General features: G+C 47.7%; 2 protein-coding genes, 1 pseudogene and 1 riboswitch. Of the genes and pseudogenes, 2 read left to right on the forward strand and 1 reads right to left on the reverse strand.

Annotated elements, in window-relative coordinates:
• Positions 1 to 60 precede the first annotated feature (60 nt).
• Complete coding sequence (gene hpf / locus DBO31_RS02450) at positions 61 to 585, reverse strand: ribosome hibernation-promoting factor, HPF/YfiA family (RefSeq protein ID WP_150824354.1); 525 nt, start codon at positions 583 to 585, stop codon at positions 61 to 63.
• A gap of 214 nt (positions 586 to 799) precedes the next feature.
• Positions 800 to 901: riboswitch (SAM riboswitch) on the forward strand.
• 85 nt (positions 902 to 986) lie between these two features.
• Between hpf and DBO31_RS02455 the strand changes: the two genes are divergently transcribed.
• Together DBO31_RS02455 and DBO31_RS02460 are read left to right on the forward strand one after the other, a co-directional pair.
• Positions 987 to 2030: a methionine ABC transporter ATP-binding protein gene (locus tag DBO31_RS02455; RefSeq protein ID WP_059077182.1), complete on the forward strand. Its 1044-nt coding sequence runs from the start codon at positions 987 to 989 to the stop codon at positions 2028 to 2030.
• A pseudogene (locus DBO31_RS02460) lies at positions 2011 to 2246 on the forward strand (methionine ABC transporter permease); the annotation flags it as partial. The gene DBO31_RS02455 and the pseudogene DBO31_RS02460, both read left to right, overlap by 20 nt.

Raw genomic sequence — 2246 nt, forward strand, 5'->3', positions numbered from 1 at the left:
AAAAAAACAAGGGCTGTGGTACCCTTTTTCTGCGATACCACAGCCCCTGTATGATTCAGCTTAGTATTCCGGTTCAATCAGGCCATATTTGCCATGTTTCCGTTTGTATACGACGTTGATGGCTTCCGTTTCCGAATTGAAGAAAACGAAGAAATCGTGGCCAACGAGATTCATCTGCAGGATAGCTTCTTCTACGTCCATAGGACGGGCTGCAAATTTCTTGACCCGGGCAATTTCAAAGTTTTCTTCCGGTGCAGCCGGTCCTTCGACGAGTCCTTCATGGAAGGAGCCGCCTTTCATACGGCGTGCCAGCTTCGTTTTATATTTGTGGATCTGGCGTACCATTTTGTCGTAAACCAGATCGATGGCGGCGTACATATCGTCATTGGCTTCGACGCCACGAAGAACGACACCATCTACTTTCAAGGTGATTTCAGCAATTTTACGATCTTTTTCGACGGAAAGAAGAGCCTGGACATTGACTTCATTTTCAAAGTACTTCGTTACTTTCTTTTCATGTTTCAGTACATAGTCCTTTAATGCCGGTGTAATTTCTAAATTCTTGCCTCTTACGATTGTTGCCATACAAATCCCTTCCTTTCGTGAGAAACTTCGTTCCGGACCATCCATGCTTAAAATCCGGATATCCTGCTCCTCATATATTAAGTATTCGATATAAAAAGGTAAATTCCTGCTTGACGATGAAATATTTTTTTCGAACGGCATTCAATTTTTTACACAAATAACATTGACAAGGATTCCTATTAGTGTTAGTATACAACTCAGCAATTACATAACCTATTCATCCAGAGCAGCCGAGGGAATGGCCCTATGACGCTGCGGCAACCCCCCATAGCGGGAAGGTGCCAAGTCCAACGGATTTCTATCCGGCAGATGAAATGATTGTATACGTACCGTCAGCATCTGTTGACGGCTTTTTTTATGCTATCAGCACCTCTAGGTGTATCCATTAAGGAGTTGATCTTGTGATTACCTTTGAAAACATTACCAAGACCTACGGCGGCAAAACGCACGTCCAGGCCCTGAAAGGCATCTCACTGACTATCCATGACGGCGAAATTTTCGGCATCATCGGGAAAAGTGGTGCCGGCAAATCGACGCTCGTCCGCTGCATCAATATGCTGGAAAAACCGACGACGGGCAAGGTCATCATCGACGATAAGGAACTGACGGCCATGTCCGACAGCCAGCTGCGGGCCGAACGCAAAAACATCGGCATGATTTTTCAGCATTTCAATCTGCTGTCGTCCCGTACCGTTTTTGACAATATCGCTTTTCCGCTGGAACTGGCTGGCGCTTCCAAAGAAGTCATCCGCAGCAAGGTCGATTCCCTGCTCGAACTGGTCGGCCTGACAGACCGTCAGTTCAATTATCCGTCCCAGCTTTCGGGTGGCCAGAAACAGCGTGTCGGCATCGCCCGCGCCCTGGCCAGCGATCCGAAAATCCTGTTGTGCGATGAAGCGACATCGGCACTGGATCCGCAGACGACAAAATCCATCCTGGAACTGCTAAAAGATATCAACAAACGCCTGGGCATCACCATCGTCATCATTACCCACGAAATGGCCGTCATCAAGGAAATCTGCGACCGCGTGGCTGTCATCGAAGGCGGGGTCATCAAAGAACAGGGCCGGGTCATCGACGTCTTTACCAATCCCCAGTCGGAAACGATGAAGGAATTTGTCAAATCGGTCATCAATATGGAACTGCCCGAAGGCATCAAAAAACTGGGCGTCACCAATCAGCCATCGCCGGACCGGGATATGCTCGTCCGCTTCCGTTTCAAGGGAGCCGCTACCAACGAACCGCTGGTAGTCAATGTCGCCCGCAAGTTCAATCTCGATGTCAGTGTCCTTTACGGCAACATCGATTATATTCAGGATGTGCCGTTCGGCTATCTGATTGTCGTCATCATGGGCGATATGAAAGCCCAGACCGAAGCGTATTCGTATATTAAGACGCAACCTATTGAAAGCGAGGTTTTAGGATATGTCCCCAGAACTCATTAAATTAATGATACAGGGTATTGAAGAAACACTGTTCATGGTGTCCATCTCTACTCTCATTGCTGCTATCATCGGTATTCCTCTCGGCATCACCCTGGTTACGACCAGCAAAGGCCACATTCTGGAAAACAGGGTAATCAATCAGATTCTCGGAACTATCGTCAATATCATCCGTTCCATCCCGTTCATCATCCTCATGGTCGCCATCATCCCGCTGAC

The sequence above is a fragment of the Megasphaera sp. DJF_B143 genome (genome assembly GCF_900320625.1).
Taxonomy (GTDB): Bacteria; Bacillota; Negativicutes; order Veillonellales; family Megasphaeraceae; genus Megasphaera; species Megasphaera hexanoica.